13 protein-coding genes and 1 pseudogene are annotated in these 14,053 nt (G+C 73.3%); 3 read left to right on the forward strand and 11 right to left on the reverse strand.

Going from position 1 to position 14,053, the window contains the following annotated elements; translation table 11 throughout:
- Window positions 1–521 precede the first annotated feature (521 nt).
- The gene (locus AB0M39_RS25865; protein WP_365368274.1) at window positions 522–1,301 is read right to left on the reverse strand and encodes an SGNH/GDSL hydrolase family protein; all 780 of its coding nucleotides are present in this window, start codon (window positions 1,299–1,301) and stop codon (window positions 522–524) included.
- 59 nt (window positions 1,302–1,360) lie between these two features.
- Here AB0M39_RS25865 and AB0M39_RS25870 point away from each other — a divergent pair, with 59 nt between their 5' ends.
- Window positions 1,361–2,365, forward strand: a complete 1,005-nt coding sequence (locus AB0M39_RS25870) for a maleylpyruvate isomerase family mycothiol-dependent enzyme (protein ID WP_365368275.1) — start codon at window positions 1,361–1,363, stop codon at window positions 2,363–2,365.
- Window positions 2,366–2,497: 132 nt separating this feature from the next.
- On the opposite strand, the gene AB0M39_RS25875 is transcribed toward AB0M39_RS25870, so the two are convergent.
- The 6 genes and pseudogenes from AB0M39_RS25875 to AB0M39_RS25900 all read right to left on the reverse strand — a co-directional run bounded on the left by AB0M39_RS25875 (window position 2,498) and on the right by AB0M39_RS25900 (window position 9,973).
- Complete coding sequence (locus tag AB0M39_RS25875) at window positions 2,498–3,511, reverse strand: hemolysin family protein (RefSeq protein ID WP_365368276.1); 1,014 nt, start codon at window positions 3,509–3,511, stop codon at window positions 2,498–2,500.
- Window positions 3,508–4,845 (reverse strand): hemolysin family protein, encoded by a 1,338-nt coding sequence (locus AB0M39_RS25880; protein ID WP_365368277.1) that lies wholly within the window; start codon window positions 4,843–4,845, stop codon window positions 3,508–3,510. The genes AB0M39_RS25875 and AB0M39_RS25880 overlap by 4 nt, the downstream gene beginning before the upstream one ends.
- A 200-nt stretch (window positions 4,846–5,045) precedes the next feature.
- Window positions 5,046–5,468, reverse strand: coding sequence for a GNAT family N-acetyltransferase (locus AB0M39_RS25885; RefSeq protein ID WP_365368278.1), 423 nt, complete (start codon window positions 5,466–5,468; stop codon window positions 5,046–5,048).
- A 67-nt stretch (window positions 5,469–5,535) separates the two neighbouring features.
- Window positions 5,536–6,414, reverse strand: a complete 879-nt coding sequence (locus tag AB0M39_RS25890; protein WP_365368279.1) for a TIGR03621 family F420-dependent LLM class oxidoreductase — start codon at window positions 6,412–6,414, stop codon at window positions 5,536–5,538.
- Between the two features lie 131 nt (window positions 6,415–6,545).
- The gene (locus AB0M39_RS25895) at window positions 6,546–9,110 is read right to left on the reverse strand and encodes an FtsX-like permease family protein (RefSeq protein WP_365368280.1); all 2,565 of its coding nucleotides are present in this window, start codon (window positions 9,108–9,110) and stop codon (window positions 6,546–6,548) included.
- Window positions 9,111–9,117: 7 nt separating this feature from the next.
- Window positions 9,118–9,973: pseudogene (locus tag AB0M39_RS25900) on the reverse strand (ABC transporter ATP-binding protein).
- A 191-nt stretch (window positions 9,974–10,164) separates the two neighbouring features.
- Between AB0M39_RS25900 and AB0M39_RS25905 the strand changes: the two are divergent.
- Window positions 10,165–10,395: an antitoxin gene (locus AB0M39_RS25905; RefSeq protein WP_365368281.1), complete on the forward strand. Its 231-nt coding sequence runs from the start codon at window positions 10,165–10,167 to the stop codon at window positions 10,393–10,395.
- Window positions 10,392–10,763, forward strand: coding sequence for a fic family toxin-antitoxin system, toxin component (locus tag AB0M39_RS25910; RefSeq protein ID WP_365368282.1), 372 nt, complete (start codon window positions 10,392–10,394; stop codon window positions 10,761–10,763). The genes AB0M39_RS25905 and AB0M39_RS25910 overlap by 4 nt, the downstream gene beginning before the upstream one ends.
- An 80-nt stretch (window positions 10,764–10,843) precedes the next feature.
- On the opposite strand, the gene AB0M39_RS25915 is transcribed toward AB0M39_RS25910, so the two are convergent.
- From AB0M39_RS25915 to AB0M39_RS25930, 4 genes are read right to left on the reverse strand one after another with little or no spacing between them, the layout of a single operon-like run.
- Window positions 10,844–11,542: a class I SAM-dependent methyltransferase gene (locus AB0M39_RS25915; protein WP_365368283.1), complete on the reverse strand. Its 699-nt coding sequence runs from the start codon at window positions 11,540–11,542 to the stop codon at window positions 10,844–10,846.
- A 36-nt stretch (window positions 11,543–11,578) separates the two neighbouring features.
- Window positions 11,579–11,932, reverse strand: a complete 354-nt coding sequence (locus AB0M39_RS25920; RefSeq protein ID WP_365368284.1) for a VOC family protein — start codon at window positions 11,930–11,932, stop codon at window positions 11,579–11,581.
- Between the two features lie 5 nt (window positions 11,933–11,937).
- Window positions 11,938–12,660: a dethiobiotin synthase gene (bioD, locus tag AB0M39_RS25925; RefSeq protein WP_365368285.1), complete on the reverse strand. Its 723-nt coding sequence runs from the start codon at window positions 12,658–12,660 to the stop codon at window positions 11,938–11,940.
- Window position 12,661: 1 nt separating this feature from the next.
- On the reverse strand, window positions 12,662–13,951 hold the full coding sequence (locus tag AB0M39_RS25930) for an adenosylmethionine--8-amino-7-oxononanoate transaminase (RefSeq protein WP_365368287.1): 1,290 nt from the start codon (window positions 13,949–13,951) through the stop codon (window positions 12,662–12,664).
- Window positions 13,952–14,053: the final 102 nt, after the last annotated feature.

Raw genomic sequence — 14,053 nt, forward strand, 5'->3', positions numbered from 1 at the left:
GCGCGGAGGCGGGCGACGGCGTGCCGGAAACCGGCCCCGGAACACGTGCGGGCACGGGGTGCCGGCGCGGAGACGGGCGGCGGTGCGGCGGAAACCGGCCGCCGGAGCACGTGCGGGTGCCGGCGCCGGGCGCGGACGCTGTGGACCGTACGGTCCAGGCCGCTATGGACGCCGCCGTAGCGGGCTGCTGAAGACGGCGGCCGTGACGGGCGGCTGTCGACGAGCGCCGGAGCAGGTGCGGGCACGGGGTGCCGGTGCCGGGCGCGGATGCTGTGGACCGTACGGTCCAGGCCGCTATAGACGTCGCCCTAACAGGCGGCTATCGACGGCGGCCGTGACAGGTGCCTATAGACGAGCGCCAGAGCAGGCCCCCGGAAGCGGCACCCGAGGACAGAGCGCCGGAGCAGGCCGCCGGACGCGCCATCCGAGGGCAGAGCACCGGACGCCGCATCCCAAGGCACAGCGCCGTACGCCGCATCCGAGGGCAGCACCCCAGCCGCCGGGGCCGGACGCGGTCCGGCCTACGCGAGCGGTGGCTCGTACGGCAGCAGCTCCGGGCGCTTCGCCGGTAGGCCGTCCCCCGAGGAGCGCCCGGTCAGCCGTCGTCCGATCCAGGGTCCCAGATGCCGCCGTGCGAACCGCAGGTCGCTCGCCCGTCGGGCCGCCCAGCCGGGGAGCAGGGCCGGCGGCAGCGGCGTCTGCCAGTCGTCCTCGGCCTCCAGGCCGAGGGTCTGCCACACCGCCTCCGCGACCCGCCGGTGCCCCTCGCCCGTCAGATGGAGTCGGTCCACGTCCCACATCCGCTGGTCGGAGAGGGCGGCCGACCCGTACAGGTCCACGACCAGCGCGCCGTGGCGCTCGGCCAGCTCGTCGACGTACGAGAAGAGCTCCTCCATGCGCGGGCGGAAGCGCTCCAGCACCGGGCCGGTGCGGCCGGGGCTGCGCATCAGCACCAGCTGCTCGCAGGCCGGGGCGAGCCGCTCCACCGCCTCCTCCAGGAGGCCGCGCACGCGCCCCATGTCGCACTTGGGCCGCAGGGTGTCGTTGAGCCCGCCGACCAGAGTGATCAGGTCCGGCTTCATCGCCGCGGCCGCCTCGACCTGCTCGTCGACGATCTGACCGATCAGCTTGCCGCGCACGGCGAGGTTGGCGTACCGGAATCCCGGCGTATGGGCGGCCATCCGGCCCGCGAGGAGATCCGCCCAGCCGCGGTACGAGCCGTCTGGCAGCAGGTCGGACATGCCTTCGGTAAAGGAATCGCCGACTGCGCAAAAACTGGTGTATTTGGCATTGATCTCCATGGCGGAGCGATACTACCGCGCGGTAAGGTCCCTCGGTTCCGTACCGGGAGGGGAGCTCTGTGAGTGACGCGCTGCTGAACGCTCTGGCCGAGGCTCTGGCCGACGTCGTGACCTCGATCGACACCTGCGACGACGGTGTCCTGGACCCGGACACCGCGGTGAAGTGGATGGAGACCACCGGCTACCTCCTCGACCGGCTGCCGCCCGCCGACCGGCGCGCGCTCGCCCGGCTCTTCAGGCGCGCGGCCGCCCGCCAGCCCGACGGCGCGTGGCGCGAGGACCTGCTGCGCATACCCGAGGGCTTCGGCCTCGACGACGACCAGCACGAGCTGTACTGCGACGCGGTCGAGGAGCGCACCCGCCGGTTCGTGGAGACCGTGCGGAACGTGGACCCGGCGACGCCCGTGCCGACCTGTCCCGGCTGGACCTTCGCCGACCTGGTCGAGCACCACGGCGCGACGCACCGCTGGGTCGAGCACCTCGTGCGCATCCGTGCCTCCGAGCGCGTCTGGTCGCGGGACGTCCCGCTGGAGCTGCCCGAGGCGCCGGACGCGTATCCGGACTGGCTGGCCCGCAGCGCCGAGGCCGCCCTGCGCACGCTGCGCGCAGTCGACCCCGAGACGCCGATGTGGTCCCACGGCGCGGACCAGCGGGTGGGGTTCTTCCCCCGGCGGCTGCTGTTCGAGGCGATCGTCCATCTCGCCGACGCCGAGCTCGCGCTGGGCGTCGAGCCGCGCATCGAGCCCGCCACGGCGGCCGACGGGATCGAGGAGTTCCTCGAGAACCTGCCGCACTTCTCGTGGGTGGCGGAGCCCGTCGGCGCGCTCGCCGAGGGCTCGATCCGGCTGCTGGCCGCCGACACCGGCGCGGCCTGGACGGTCGGCTTCGGTCCCGGCGGGTTCGCCTGGACGAAGAGCGCGGGCGCGTCGGACGCCGCCGTCGAGGCGGCGAGCGGCGACCTGCTGCTCTTTGTCTACGGCCGTCGGCGCCCGGAGGACGCGCGCCTGACCGTCTCGGGCGACCGCGCGGTCCTCGACGCCTGGCTCGGCGCGGCCGCGCTGTAGAACGGGCGCTGCACGGACGGCGGACGAGCCGGCACGCCCACCCGCCCCCGCACCAGGACGCCTCAGCCGCCCGGACGGGACCTCTCGGCGGCCTGGCCGAGAACCCCGGACCGGGCCGCCGCGCCCAGCGGGCTAGTCGGGCCTGCCGACCAGTTCGCGCAGCACGTCCTCCATCGTCACCAGGCCCTCCGGCGTGCCGTCGTCGTCCAGGACCGCCGCCAGATGCGTACGGCTGCGGCGCATCGCGGTCAGTACGTCGTCGAGCGGGGTCGCGGCCCGCACCCGTGCGATGGGGCGCAGCGCCGTGACCGGGAAGGGCACCTCGCGCGGGGTGGCGTCCAGCGCGTCCTTCACATGGAGATAGCCGAGAATCCGGCGTCCCTCGTCCACGACCGGGAAGCGCGAGAACCCCGACTCGGCCGACAGCTGCTCCAGCTGCTCGGGCGTGGTCCCGGCCCGGGCGTACACCACCCGCTCCACCGGCATCACCACATCGCGCACCGGCCGCCGGCCCAGCTCCAGCGCGTCGCGCAGCCGCCCGGCCGCCCGGTCGTCGAGCAGCCCCGCGTCGCCGGCGTCGCGCACCAGCCGGGCCAGCTCGTCGTCCGAGAACGTGGCGGACACCTCGTCCTTGGTCTCCACGCGCAGCAGCTTCAGCAGGCTGTTGGCGAACGCGTTGATCATGAAGATCACCGGCCGCAGCGCCCGCGCCAGCGTCACCAGCGGCGGGCCGAGCAGCAGCGCGGTCCGGGTGGGCTCCGCCAGCGCGATGTTCTTGGGCACCATCTCGCCGAGCAGCATGTGCAGATAGGTCGCGAGCGCCAGCGCGATGACGAACGAGATCGGATGGACCAGGCCGTGCGGCACGCCCAGCGCGTCGAAGACCGGCTCCAGCAGATGCGCGATGGCCGGCTCGGCGACGATGCCGAGCACCAGGGTGCACAGCGTGATGCCCAGCTGGGCGGCCGCCAGCAGCGCCGAGACGTGCTCCAGGCCCCACAGGACGCTGCGCGCCCGGCGGTTCCCGGCCTCCGCCTCCGGCTCGATCTGGCTGCGGCGTACAGAGATCAGGGCGAACTCAGCCCCGACGAAGAAGGCGTTGACGACCAGCGTCAGAAAACCCACGAGCAGCTGGATCGCGATCATCGGCCGGCCTCCTCGACGTCGTCGTCCGACGCGAGGGGCGCGTGCATCAGCACCCGCGCCGCGCGCCGCCCGGAGGCGTCCACCACATCCAGCCGCCAGCCCGCCAGATCGATCCGGTCGCCCGCGGCGGGGATGCGCCCCAGCTCGTTGGCGACCAGGCCGGCGAGCGTCTCGTAGGGACCGTCGGGCACCCGCAGCCCGACCCGTTCCAGCTGGTCGGTGCGGGCGGCGCCGTCCGCCGACCACAGGGCGCGGCCGTCCGCGTCCTCGCCGGTCTGGGCGAGGTCCGGCGTCTCGTGCGGATCGTGCTCGTCGCGCACCTCGCCGACGACCTCCTCGACGATGTCCTCCATGGTCACGACGCCGGCGGTGCCCCCGTACTCGTCGATGACCACGGCCATCGTCGAGCGGCCCGACAGCCGGTCGAGCAGCCGGTCCACGGTCAGCGTCTCCGGCACCAGCAGCGGCTCGCGCAGCAGCTCCGAGACGCGGCGGCGGACGCGCTCCTCGGCGGGGACCGCCAGCACGTCCTTGATGTGCGCGACGCCGACGACGGTGTCGAGGCTGCCGCGGTAGACGGGGAAGCGGGACAGACCGGTGGCGCGGGTGGCGTTGGCGACGTCCTCCGCCGTGGCCTGCACGTCCAGCGCGGTGACCTGCACGCGCGGGGTCATGACGTTCTCCGCGGTCAGCTCGGCCAGATTCAGGGTGCGGACGAACAGCTCGGCGGTGTCCGCCTCCAGCGCGCCCTCCTTGGCGGAGTGGCGGGCGAGCGCGACCAGTTCCTTCGGGCTGCGGGCGGAGGCCAGCTCCTCGGTCGGCTCCATGCCGATCCGCCGCAGAATGCGGTTGGCCGTGTTGTTGAGATGGCTGATCAGCGGCTTGAAGGCGGCGGTGAAGACCCGCTGCGGCGTGGCCACGGCCTTCGCCACGGCCAGCGGCGAGGAGATCGCCCAGTTCTTGGGGACCAGCTCGCCGACGACCATCAGCACGATGGTGGACAGGGCGGTGCCGATGACCAGCGCGACCGACGCGGCCGCCGAGGGGGACAGGCCGAGGGCCTCGACAGGACCGCGGATCAGCTTGGCGACGGACGGCTCGGCGAGCATGCCGACGATCAGATTGGTGACCGTGATGCCGAGCTGAGCACCGGAGAGCTGGAAGGTGAGGCCGCGTACGGCCTTGAGGGCGCTCGCGGCGCCCCGCTCGCCGCGCTCGACGGCCCGTTCGAGGTCGCCGCGCTCGACGGTGGTGAGGGAGAACTCCGCGGCGACGAAGGCTCCGCAGGCGAGCGCGAGCAGCACCGCTACCAGGAGCAGGAGCACTTCCGTCATCGGTTCACCTCCGTCCCATGATCGGGCAGGGTCAGGAGGTTTGCGCGATGTCGGCAACTAGGAGGCTCGCCCATGGGCGGACGCTCACACCTTTCGTACAGGAGAGGGACGATGATGCACACATAGTAAAGGACCGGCAAAGGCGTGGGCCCCCGCAGGGCCCGGTGCGCAACCCGGCCCCCTGGGGCAAGCCGCTCGCGTCAGGCGAACGGCTTCACCCAGCGTCGCCAGTGGTCCTCGCGACGGTAGCCCGCGGCCGCCCACGCGTGCTGCGCACGCTCGTTGGCCTCCAGCACCATCGCGTCGCCGCGCCTGCCGCCCACCGCCGCGAACCGCTTCTCGGCCGCGTCGAGCAGCGCCGACGCGATGCCGCGGCGGCGGTGCGAGGGCAGCACGGCGAGCCGGTACAGCGAGCAGCGCCAGCCGTCGTACCCGGCGACGACCGAGCCGACCAGCACGCCGTCGCACTCGGCCAGGATCAGCGCGTCGGGGTCGCGGGCGATCAGCCGGGCGACCCCGTCCACGTCGTCGGTGATGCTCGTGCCCTCCGCGGCCTGCCGCCAGAAGGCGAGGACGGCCTCGGCCTCGTCGGCGGCCGCGGTCCGTATCCGTACGTCGATCATGGCGGGAGCCAAGCACGGCCCGCGGCGGCCCCGCCACCGGCTTTCACAGTCCGAGACCGGGTCCGGCTCACGCGCCGCGCAGCTCCTCCATCACCGGCCCGAAGGCCTCCAGACACGGATCGAGGACGGTGAGATACGAGAATCCGTACCGCTCCCGCTGCGCCCGCAGCTGGTCGGCGATCTCCTGCACGGTGCCGACGGCGAGCAGCGGCAGGTCCAGCACCTGCTCCAGGCTCATGTGCGGGACCAGCGCCAGCAGGTCCTGCACCGCGGCCTCGCGGTCGTCGGTGATCTCGACGTGCTGGATGAGCAGATTCAGCTCGGGCGCCTCGGCGCGCCCCGCGACCAGCCTGCGGAGGGCGGCGATCCGCTCGTCCAGCTGCTCGGCGGTGAGCACCTTCATCCCGTCCGGGGACTCGCGCGCGCCGGTGAACGCCACGACCTCGGCGTGCTCCACCGCGAGCCTCAGCACCCTGTCGCCGTTCCCGCCGATCAGCAGCGGCGGACGGGGGCGCTGCACGGGCCGCGGCATGTGCTCCTCGTCGCGCAGCAGCCCCTCCAGCTCCTCGACCGTGCGCCGCAGCAGGTCGACGCGCTGCCCGGCCGGGAGGAACGGCAGGCCCGCCCGGTCGTGCTCCTCCCGTACATAGCCGGTGCCCAGGCCGACCTCCAGCCGGCCTCCGGTCAGCGCGTCGACGGTGGCGATCTCGCGGGCCAGCAGCGCGGGGTTCCAGAAGCCGACGTTGAGCACGAAGGCGCCCAGGCGCGGCCGTTCGGTCGCCTCCGCGGCGGCGACCAGCGCCGGGAACGGCGCGACCATCCCCAGATGGTCGGGCACCTGGATCACGTCGTAGCCGAGCTCTTCGGCGCGCCGGCACTTCGCGCGCCACTCCTCGCCCTCGGCGGGCGTCACCATGTTCACCGCGAAACGGAACGGCCTGGCCATGCACCCTCCCGGTGCGGTCGTGTCGTCTACCCGCCTACCCTTCCTCGTCTACCCGCCTACTCGTACTCGCCTACCCGGTTCACTCTTTCCCGCGTCTCCTCGTGCTCCCGCGTCTCCTCGTGCTCCCTCGTCTACTCGTGCGCGATCGCGGCGAGCACGTTCATCCGCGAGGCCCGCAGCGCCGGGAGCACCGCCGCCGCGAGGCCCACCACCACAGAGCCGACCACCACCGCCGCCACCGTGCCCCACGGCACGGCGAACGCGGTCAGTCCCTCCAGCGCCAGCACCCGCTGCACCGCCACACCCCACACCAGGCCGAGGCCGAGGCCCAGCAGCGCGCCGAAGACCGCGATCATGACCGACTCCAGCCGGATCATGCGCCGCAGCTGGACCCGGGAGAGTCCGATCGCGCGCAGCAGCCCGATCTCCCGGGTCCGCTCCACGACCGACAGCGCGAGCGTGTTGACCACGCCCAGCACGGCGATCACGATCGCCAGCCCGAGCAGCGCGTACACCAGATAGAGCATCACGGCGATCTGCTGGCGGATCAGCTCCTTGTAGTCGGCCTGGTCCCGCACCTGCACCTGCGGATAGGGGGCGAGCGCCGTCTCCAGCCCGCGGCGCAGCTCCGCCGCGTCGCCGCCGCCCGCCGCGTTGACGTACAGCGCGGCCTCCTGACCGCCCGGCTGGTACTTCTCGACGGTGGCCAGCCCCATGAACAGGCCGCCCTCCATCCCCGGGCCGCCGCTCTGATCCATGTCGGTCAGCGCGCCGACCGTCAGCCGCGCCCGGGCTCCGCCCGCGAACTCCGCGGGCAGCACGGACCCGACGCGGACCTTGTGCTCGGCCGCGTAGTCCTTGTCCATCGCGATGCTGTCGGGCGCCAGGGCCGCCTTCGTGTCGCCGGCGGCGTACTGGATCCGCGCGGCCTCGTCCAGCTGGGGGTCGTAGCCCGAGGCGGTCGACTCGATCCGCTTTCCGTCCGGCAGGGTCAGCGCGATCGCGGCGAAGCGCTGCCGTACGACCGTCCCGGCCGCCTCCACCCCCCTCACCTTCTCGGTGATCTCCTGGGGGAACGGCTGGAAGCTGCTGTTCTGCACGACGAAGTCGGCGCCCAGCGTCCGGTCGATCTGGTCGTCGAACGACGCGGTCATCGAGGCGCTGGCGATGGACAGCCCGCCCACCAGCGCGAGCCCCACCATCAACGCGGCCGCGGTCGCGCCCGTACGCCGTGGATTGCGCAGCGCGTTGCGCTGGCTCATCCGCCCCACCGGGCCGAACACCTTGGGGAACGCAGCGCCGAGCACCCGGATCACCGGCCGCACCAGCAGCGGCCCGGCCACCACCGTCGCGACGAGCGTCAGCACCACGCCGAGCCCCAGCAGCGAGGAGGCGGTCGCGGTCTTGTCGCTGACCGCGCACCCGACCAGCGCTGCCGCGCCCGCGGCCCCGACGACTCCGCCCGCGATCGCGCGGACCTTCAACGGCCGTCCCACGCCCGCGACCTCGGCGTCCGAGAGCGCGGCCATGGGAGAGACCCGGCCCGCCCGCCTGGCCGGCAGATACGCGGCGACGAAGGTGACGCCGACGCCCACCGCGTACGCGGACACCGGCGTCGCCACGCCGACGACCATCTCGGCGGCGCTCAGATTCATCCCGAGCAGGCCCATCAGCTCGATCAGCCCGGCCGCGAGGCCGACGCCGGCGGCCAGCCCCAGCGTCGAGCCGACGACCCCCAGCAGCAGCGCCTCGGTCAGCACCGAGCGGCGCACCTGGCGGCGGTCCGCGCCGAGCGCCCGCAGCAGCCCCAGCTCCCTGGTCCGCTGGGCGATCAGCATCGAGAAGGTGTTGACGATCAGGAACACGCCGACCAGGACGGCGACGCCGGCGAAGCCCAGCATCACCCACTTGACGACGTCGAGGAACCCGCCGAGCTGAGCGGTGGCGGACTCGGCCTGCTCGTCGGCGGTGCGCAGTTCGTACGCGCCGCCCAGCTCGGCCGCGACGCGCTGCTTGAGCACCTCGTCCGAGACGCCGTCGGCGGCGTCCACCTCGATCGAGGTGGCGAGCCCGGACTTGCCCAGCAGCTTCGTCTGGGCGGTCGGGGTGTCCAGGTAGAGCAGCGCGGCGCCGGGGTTGGTGGTGGTGAAGGCAGCGATGCCGACGATCTCGACCTTGAAGGAGCCGGGCTGCGCGAGGACGGTGAGGCTGTCGCCGATGCTCACCTTGTTCTTGTCGGCGGTGTCCTTGTCGAGCAGCGCCTCGCCGGACCCGCTCGGCTCGCGTCCGCTGGTCAGCTTCACCGGACTGCGCTCGGTGATGTTCCAGTTGACGGCGATGGTGGGCGCGCCGGTCGTCGGGCCGACCGGCTCGTTCTTCCCGTCGACGACCGTGATGTTCTCGACGGACGCCTCGACATGGGCGGCGGCCACGCCGTCGACGGAGGCGACGCGGTCGGCGAGCGCGGCGGGCAGCGTGCGGACGACTCCCGTCGGCAGGCTCTCGGAGACGCCCTCCTTGGGACTGACCGTGACGTCCGCGGACGTCGAGGCGAACAGCCGGTCGAACGTGCGCGAGACCGTGTCGGAGAAGATCAGGCTGCCGCTGACGAAGGCGACCGAGAGCAGCACCGCCAGCGCCGACAGCAGGAGCCGTCCCTTGTGCGCGAAGAAGCTGCGCAGCGTCGTCTTCAGCATCGCGGGCTCAGCCCTTGCTCAGCGGGTCGGCGCCGCCGGACGGGGCTCCGGGGGACGGGGCGTCGGGGGAGTGGGCGCCGGAGGAGGACGGGCCGCCGCCGGAGAACAGGCGCATACGGTCCAGGACCGCCTCGGCCGTCGGGTCGGGCATGACGTCGACGATCTGCCCGTCCGCGAGGTAGATCACCAGGTCGGAGTGGGCGGCCGCGCCCGGGTCGTGGGTCACCATGACCACGGTCTGCCCCAGCCGGTCGACGGCCTCGCGCAGGAACGCGAGCACTTCCGCGCCCGCGCGGGAGTCGAGGTTGCCGGTGGGCTCGTCCGCGAAGATCAGCTCGGGACGGGAGGCCAGCGCCCGGGCGCAGGCCACGCGCTGCTGCTGCCCTCCGGACAGCTGCGAGGGCCGGTGCCCCAGCCGGTCGCGCAGCCCGAGCGTGTCGATCACCTGGTCCACCCACTCCTTGTCGGGTCTGCGTCCCGCGATGTCCATGGGGAGCGTGATGTTCTCCGCGGCGTTCAGCGTGGGCAGCAGGTTGAAGGCCTGGAACATGAAGCCGATCCTGTCCCGGCGCAGCCGGGTGAGCTCGCGCTCCTTGAGGCCGGTGATCTCCGTGTCGCCGAGCCAGACCTGTCCGGCGGACACGGTGTCGAGCCCGGCGAGGCAGTGCATCAGGGTGGACTTTCCGGAGCCGGACGGACCCATGACCGCGGTGAACCGGCCGCGTGAGATGTCGACGTCGACCGAGTCCAGCGCGCGCACAATGGTTTCGCCCGTGCCGTACGCCTTGGTCAGCGCCCGTGCGCGCGGCGAGCGGCGCGTCCGCGGCCTGGCCGTGGGCTTGTGCAGTGGCAGGTGTGGACAAGACCGCCTCCCGGGTCGTGGCCGCGGCGACGGCGCCGCTGCGGCTCCCGTACAGGAGGCGAGGGTAGGTGGGTCCCGGCGGATCCGGTATCCCTCGTAGGGCCGGTCCTCAGGTTCTGTGTAAGGGGCACGGGAGTACGGGCGCGGAGTTTGGCCTTGCCGGTGCTAGCGTCAGCGCGCTAGCTTATGGATGTGGCGAAGACTCAGCTGAACGTGAGAGTGGACGAGACCACCGCGGAGGCCGCCCGCCAGCGGGCCCTCCAACGCGGGATGAGCGTGAACCGCTATATCGAGGAGCTCGTCAAACAGGACGCGGGCGAGGTGGGACGCACGTTCGTGGACGCCGCGGCCGACTTCATGAAGAGCTACGAGTCGGTGTTCGCGGAGGAGTTCGGCGCGGAGCACGGCACGGGCAAGCGTTGAGCCTTCAGATCGACCTCGCCTGGCTGCTCATGATCGCCGAGCATAAGACCCCCGGAGACCCGCAGGTCAGCGACTGGGGCGCGCTCGTGGCCGCGGTGAGCCGCCACGAGGCGGAGATATTCGGCATCCCGGTCTACAGCGATCCGCACGCCCGCGCCGCGGCCCTGCTCCAACTGCTGCTCCACATCCCCGCGCTGGAGCACTCCAACGCCATGTTCGCCTCCGCCGTCGCGTACGGCTATCTGGTGGCCTGCGGACTGAAAGTCGTCACCTCGCCCGAACAGGTGCGGGACCTGGCGCGGCTGGTCAAGGACGGCAAGGCGGACGTGCGCGTCATCGCGGCCGAGCTGCGCCAGTGGAGCCAGTGACCGGCGCGTAGCGCACCCGCCCTGACCGACCCGCGGCGCACCGCCCGGCCGCTCCCGGGCCCTGGCCGGCGTACGTCGCCCTAGCCGGCGTACGTCGCGTCGTCGACGACGACCGGCCGGCGCGCCACGCCCAGCACACAGGACGAGGACGGCATCTGAAGCCCGCGCTCCGGCACCCGCAGCCTGCGGTAGAGCCCGAGCTCGAAGCCCGCGTCCTCGATTGCGGCGATGGTGTCGCGAGAGGTATGACAGCCGCCGAAGAGCAGCGGCCACACCGTACGGTCCAGAACCCGCTGGGTCCGCGCCATGCCCGGCCTCTCGGCCAGCCCGTGCTCGAAGAACCGCAGCTCGCCGCCGGGGCGCAGGACCCGCTTGATCTCGGCCAGCGCGCGCGGCAGATCCCGTACGGAGCACAGCACCAGGGACGCGACCGCCGCGTCGAACGCCTCGCTCTTGACCGGCAGCGCCTCGGCCGCGCCCGGCACCACGTCCACCGGGACGTCCGTGTGCCGCGCGGCCTGGGCCGCCAAGTGCCGCAGGCTGCGCTCCGGTTCGAGGGCGACGACCTCGGAGACGGCCGCGGGGTAGTGCGCGAAGTTCAGCCCGTTGCCGGCGCCGACCTCGATGACTCGGCCGGAGAGGCCGGCGAGCAGCTCCTCGCGGTGGGCGGCGATGCCCGCGCTGGTGTCGGCGGACACGCTGAACCGGGCGTAGAAACGGGCGAACACCGGATGGTGGACGGCGTCGGGCGGCACGGCGGTACGGCGGCGCAGGGGCATTGCGGGCCTCCTAGCAGCGACGGGGTGCGCTCACCGTCATTGTCCCCCGGGCTGCACGAAGCAGAACTCGTTCCCCTCGGGATCCGCCAGGACCTGGAACCGTCCCTGCTCGTCGGCGACGACCGCGCCGAGGCGCACGGCGCCGAGCCGTACCGCCTCGTCCGCGGCCGCGTCGACGTCGCCTGCGTCGAGGTCGAGGTGGAGCCGGTTCTTCGCGGACTTGCCCTCGGGCACACGCTGGAAGGCGACCCGGACGCCGCCGGGCGGATCGACGTACGACCAGTCCGCCCCGCGGTCGACGGGATCGCCGCCGAGCAGGCCCGCCCAGAACCGGACCAGGCGTGCCGGGTCGTGGCAGTCGAAGACGATCTCGTCGATCCGTGCGCGCATGGCGGTCAGCGTACGGCCGCGAACTCCTCGGCGAACGCGTCGGCGTCCCACGACCCGCCGAGGGCGGGCGCGAGCCAGCCGGCCGCGCGGGCCTGGAACGCGTCGGCCGACAGCGCGCCGGCCCCCTGCGGAACCGCCCCGAGCAGCGGCGCGCCGGCCGACTCGGGCAGGTCCGCGAGGTTGCACCGCGACGCCAGGTCCGGCGCGTCGGGCCAGCTGCCGACGACCACGCCGAGCTGCTCCAACTGCCGTGCCCGCAGAGCCTCCCCGGTCAGCGCGGCCGCGTTGAGCGTCCCGAGCCCGGCGGTGACGACGACGAGCACGGGCGCGCCGAGCAGCCGGGCCACGTCGGCGAGGGTCGCCCCGTCGTCGTCGAGCCGTACGAGCAGCCCGCCCGCGCCCTCGACGAGGACGAGGTCGTGCTCGACGGCCAGCTTGGCGACCGCGTCGGCCACCTGCTGGGGCCGCACGGGCGCCATCTTGGCCCGTCGCGCCGCGGTGTTCGCGGCGAGCGGCTCGGGGAACCGCGCCAGCTCCACCCCGGTGACGTCCCCGGCGAGCCGGGCCACCTCCGCCACGTCCCCCGGCTCCCCGGGGGCGACCCCGGTCTGCGTGGGCTTGACGACGGCCACCGACCGCCCCTGAGCCCGCGCGGCCGAGGCGACCGCGGCGGTGACGACGGTCTTGCCGATCTCGGTCCCGGTCCCGCTGACGACGATCACGCCCATGTCAGCCCGCCTTCGCCGCGGCGCAGACGCCCCTGCATACCCGCTCCAAGTCCTCGTCCCCCGTCACATAGGGAGGCATCACGTACACCAGATCCCGGAACGGGCGTAGCCACACGCCCTCCCGGACGGCCGCCTCCGTGGCCGCGGCCATGTCCACCTCGTGGTCCAGCTGGACGACGCCGATTCCGCCCAGCACGCGCGTCTCGCGCACGCCCGGCAGCTCCTCGGCCGGCGCGAGACCCTCCCGCAGGCCCGCCTCCAGGCGCTTGACCTCCTGCTGCCAGTCCTGGCCCAGCAGCAGGTCCAGCGAGGCGCAGGCCACCGCCGCAGCCAGCGGGTTGGCCATGAACGTCGGGCCGTGCGCCAGGACCGGGACCTCGCCCTGCGAGATCCCGTCCGCCACCCGCGGGGTGCACAGCGTCGCCGCCATCGTGAGGTAACCGCCCGTCAGGGCCTTCCCCAGGCACATCACGTCCGGCGAGACACTCGCCTGCTCGGCCGCGAACAGCGTGCCCGTGCGGCCGAAGCCCGTCGCGATCTCGTCGAAGACCAGCAGCACGTCGTTCTCGTCGCACGCCTCGCGCAGCACCCGCAGATACTCGGGCGAGTGGAAGCGCATCCCGCCCGCGCCCTGCACCACCGGCTCCACGATGACGGCGGCCAGCTCGTCGGCGTGGCGTGCGATGAGCGCGCGCAGCTCGTCCGCGTAAGGCTCCTGGAAGTCGACCGGAGGCTCCGGAGCGAAGATCTGCTGCGGCAGCACCCCCGCCCACAGCCCGTGCATCCCGCCCTCGGGGTCGCACACCGACATCGGCTGCCAGGTGTCGCCGTGGTAGCCGCCGCGCCAGGTCAGCAGCCGCTGCTTGGCCGGGCGGCCCACCGAGCGCCAGTACTGCACGCACATCTTCACCGCGACCTCGACGGCCACGGAGCCCGAGTCGCAGAGGAAGACGTGCTGCAGGGGCGCCGGCGTGATCTCGACCAGCCGGGTCGCCAGCCGCACGGCGGGCTCGTGCGTGAGCCCGCCGAACATCACATGGCTCATCCGGTCCAGCTGGGCGCGCGCCGCCTCGTTGAGCACCGGGTGGTTGTAGCCGTGGACGGCAGACCACCACGACGACATGCCGTCGACCAACTCGCGCTGCCCGTGCACGGGTTCGGCCAGCCGCAGCCGTACTCCGGACGCGGACTCCACGATCAGCGGGTCCGTACGGCCCGGCATGGGGCCGTACGGGTGCCAGACGTGCGCCCGGTCAAGGGCCAGCAGCTCGCCCGGCGCCAGCTCAGGCATTGGGCGCCACGTCCGTGCCCGCGCCGCGACGTCGCACCGCCACCAGGTCCGTACGCGCCGCCGGCGCCGCCGCCGTCGCCGCTGGGGCCTCGGGCGCGCCGC

It is taken from the genome of Streptomyces sp. NPDC051907, from assembly GCF_040681075.1.
GTDB lineage: Bacteria > Actinomycetota > Actinomycetes > Streptomycetales > Streptomycetaceae > Streptomyces.